The organism is Mycobacterium sp. (assembly GCF_035506235.1).
GTDB lineage: Bacteria > Actinomycetota > Actinomycetes > Mycobacteriales > Mycobacteriaceae > Mycobacterium.
Map to the genome: position 1 here is coordinate 1 of NZ_DATJPU010000291.1, position 3,475 is coordinate 3,475.

Below are 3,475 nucleotides of genomic sequence, written 5' to 3' on the forward strand. Positions count from 1 at the left end.
GAGGCAACGTTCCTGTTCACCCGCACCACCGTCGGCGAGATCGGCATCCTGCCGCGACACATCCCTCTGGTGGCACAGTTGGTGGACGACGCCATGGTGCGTGTCGAACGCGAAGGCGAGGACGACCTGCGGATCGCGGTGGACGGCGGGTTCTTGTCGGTGACCGAGGAGCAGGTCAGCATCCTGGCCGAATCGGCTGAGTTCGAGTCGGAGATCGACGAGAGCGCCGCCAGGGAGGCCGCCGAGTCCGACGATCCCCGCATCGCCGCCCGGGGGCGCGCCAGACTGCGCGCCGTCGGCGCGATCGACTAACCCTCGATGAGCACGCCCATGGTCGGCATGGTCGTGCTCGTCGTCATGCTGGGCGCCGCCGTCCTGGCCCTGAGTTATCGGCTGTGGAAGCTGCGCCAGGGCGGGACGGCCGGGATCATGCGCGACATTCCCGCCGTCGGCGGTCACGGCTGGCGGCACGGGGTGATCCGCTACCGCGGCGGCGAGGCCGCCTTCTACCGGCTGTCCAGCCTGCGTTTATGGCCGGACCGTCGGCTCAGCCGGCGGGGAGTGGAGATCGTGGCGCGCCGCGCGCCACGCGGCGACGAGTTCGACATCATGACCGACGAGATCGTCGTACTGGAACTGCGCGATACGACGCAGGACCGCAGGTCCGGTTACGAGCTCGCCCTCGACAAGGGCGCATTGACCGCATTCTTGTCCTGGCTGGAATCCCGGCCCTCACCGCGCGCACGCCGTCGCAGCGTCTAGTCGTTGCGCCGCAGGCTATCTCGCGCGGGGCGAGGCGCCGCCCCCTGGTTTCCCCCTGGTTCCCAAAGCACATCGCCGTCGGGGTTGGCCGCGCGCGCCAGGATGAACAACAGGTCCGACAGGCGGTTCAGGTACTTCGCCGGCAGCACACTGACCCCGTCGGGCTGCGAATCCACCGCGGCCCACGCCGAGCGCTCGGCCCGTCGCACCACGGTGCGGGCGACGTGCAACAACGCCGACAGCGGCGAACCCCCTGGCAACACAAAGGAATTCAGCGCCGGCAGGGGTTCGTTGAATTTGTCGCACCACGCTTCGAGCCGATCGATGTAGGTTTGGGCAACTCGCAACGGAGGATACTTGGGGTTCTGCACCACCGGAGTGGACAGGTCCGCGCCGGCGTCGAACAAGTCGTTCTGAATCTGCCGGAGAACGCCCGCGGTTTCCTCGTCGGGCCGGCCGATGGCGATCGCGACGCCGATCGCGGAGTTGGCCTCGTCGCAATCCGCGTACGCCACCAGGCGGGGATCGTTCTTGGAGACCCGTGAGAAATCGCTCAATCCCGTCGTTCCGTCGTCGCCGGTGCGCGTATAAATGCGGGTCAGGTGGACTGCCATGAGAAAACGGTACTCGGCTGGCCGACTCGAGTGACTGACAAGCCGATACCGCTTCACTAAACTGACCCGGGTGACTGAGCGATTCGTGGTGACCGGCGGCAACCGGTTGTCCGGCGAAGTCGCTGTCGGGGGCGCCAAGAACAGCGTGCTCAAGCTGATGGCCGCGACCCTGCTGGCCGAGGGCACCAGCACCATCACCAACTGCCCGGACATCCTCGACGTGCCCCTGATGGCCGAGGTCTTGCGCGGCCTGGGCGCCACCGTCGAGCTCGACGGCGACGTCGCCCGCATCACCTCGCCCGACGAGCCGAAGTACGACGCCGACTTCGCGGCGGTGCGACAGTTCCGCGCCTCGGTGTGCGTGCTGGGCCCGCTGGTCGGCCGCTGCAAGCGCGCCAGGGTCGCGCTCCCCGGTGGGGACGCCATCGGATCGCGCCCCCTGGACATGCATCAGGCGGGCCTGCGGCAGCTGGGGGCGCAATGCAACATCGAGCACGGGTGCGTGGTCGCTCAGGCGGATACCTTGCGCGGCGCGGAGATTCAGCTGGAGTTTCCCTCCGTCGGGGCCACCGAGAACATCCTGATGGCCGCCGTCGTGGCCGAGGGCGTCACCACGATCCATAATGCGGCGCGCGAACCCGACGTGGTCGATCTGTGCACGATGCTCAACCAGATGGGCGCGCAGATCGAAGGCGCGGGTTCGCCGACCATGACGATCACCGGCGTCCCGCGGCTGCACCCGACGGAACACCGCGTGATCGGCGACCGCATCGTGGCCGCCACCTGGGGCATCGCGGCCGCGATGACCCGCGGCGACATCTCGGTGATGGGCGTCGATCCGGCTCACCTGCAGGTGGTGCTGCACAAGCTGCACGACGCGGGTGCCACGGTCACCCAAGCCGACGACAGCTTCCGGGTGACCCAGTACGAGCGTCCGAAGGCCGTCAACGTCGCGACCCTGCCCTTTCCCGGGTTTCCGACCGACCTGCAGCCGATGGCGATCGCGCTGGCCTCGATCGCCGACGGCACGTCGATGATCACGGAGAACGTGTTCGAGGCCCGCTTCCGGTTCGTCGAGGAGATGATCCGGCTGGGCGCCGACGCCCGCACCGACGGGCACCACGCCGTCGTGCGGGGGCTGCCGCAACTATCCAGCGCCCCGGTGTGGTGTTCGGACATCCGGGCCGGCGCCGGCCTGGTGCTGGCCGGGCTGGTCGCCGACGGCGACACCGAGGTTCACGACGTCTTCCACATCGACCGCGGCTACCCGTTGTTCGTGGAAAACCTGGCGATTTTGGGAGCCGAGATCGAGCGGGTAGAGTAGTCAAAGTCAGTGCCCCACAAGGGCGGTCACCCCGCGAGGGGGGCCGAAACCGGGGCCTTGACTCCCTTACCGGATCGGTACTAGCCTGGCACGGCTGCCCCGCAGCGGTCACCACACAAGATGACCAAAACTGGGGCTTGACGCCTCCGCCGGACTGGTATTAAGCTGGCAGGGTTGCCCGGAAGCGGGCTAAAACAAGCAAGAGTGTTGTTTGAGAACTCAATAGTGTGTTTGGTCTTTTTTATTTGTTGTTGTTTTTTGGCCATACTCTGCACTCCCCGTGTGTGGGTATGGCTGTTTTATTGATGCCAGTTATTGGCGTCTTGTCAGGTATCTCTGATTGTAAATTCACCTCGTTATCGAGGGGTTTTTGTTTGGAGAGTTTGATCCTGGCTCAGGACGAACGCTGGCGGCGTGCTTAACACATGCAAGTCGAACGGAAAGGTCTCTTCGGAGATACTCGAGTGGCGAACGGGTGAGTAACACGTGGGCAATCTGCCCTGCACTTCGGGATAAGCCTGGGAAACTGGGTCTAATACCGGATAGGACCTCGAGGCGCATGCCTTGTGGTGGAAAGCTTTTGCGGTGTGGGATGGGCCCGCGGCCTATCAGCTTGTTGGTGGGGTGACGGCCTACCAAGGCGACGACGGGTAGCCGGCCTGAGAGGGTGTCCGGCCACACTGGGACTGAGATACGGCCCAGACTCCTACGGGAGGCAGCAGTGGGGAATATTGCACAATGGGCGCAAGCCTGATGCAGCGACGCCGCGTGGGGG

The 3,475-nt window shown here is 65.8% G+C and carries 4 protein-coding genes and 1 rRNA gene; 4 read left to right on the forward strand and 1 reads right to left on the reverse strand.

All coding sequences use genetic code 11. From position 1 onward, the window contains the following. Positions 1–312, forward strand: a 312-nt coding sequence (gene atpC / locus VMD50_RS27545; protein WP_325432761.1) for an ATP synthase F1 subunit epsilon, incomplete at its 5' end; no start/stop codon positions are given. 6 nt (positions 313–318) lie between these two features. Beyond that, positions 319–762, forward strand: a complete 444-nt coding sequence (locus tag VMD50_RS27550) for a DUF2550 domain-containing protein (protein ID WP_325432763.1) — start codon at positions 319–321, stop codon at positions 760–762. Here VMD50_RS27550 and VMD50_RS27555 read toward each other — a convergent pair. After that, complete coding sequence (locus VMD50_RS27555) at positions 759–1,376, reverse strand: cob(I)yrinic acid a,c-diamide adenosyltransferase (RefSeq protein ID WP_325432765.1); 618 nt, start codon at positions 1,374–1,376, stop codon at positions 759–761. The two genes, VMD50_RS27550 and VMD50_RS27555, sit on opposite strands and share 4 nt — an antisense overlap. A 70-nt stretch (positions 1,377–1,446) precedes the next feature. Between VMD50_RS27555 and murA the strand changes: the two genes are divergently transcribed. Then, complete coding sequence (gene murA / locus VMD50_RS27560) at positions 1,447–2,700, forward strand: UDP-N-acetylglucosamine 1-carboxyvinyltransferase (protein ID WP_325432767.1); 1,254 nt, start codon at positions 1,447–1,449, stop codon at positions 2,698–2,700. A 371-nt stretch (positions 2,701–3,071) separates the two neighbouring features. Next, a 16S ribosomal RNA gene (locus VMD50_RS27565) occupies positions 3,072–3,475 on the forward strand; the annotation flags it as partial.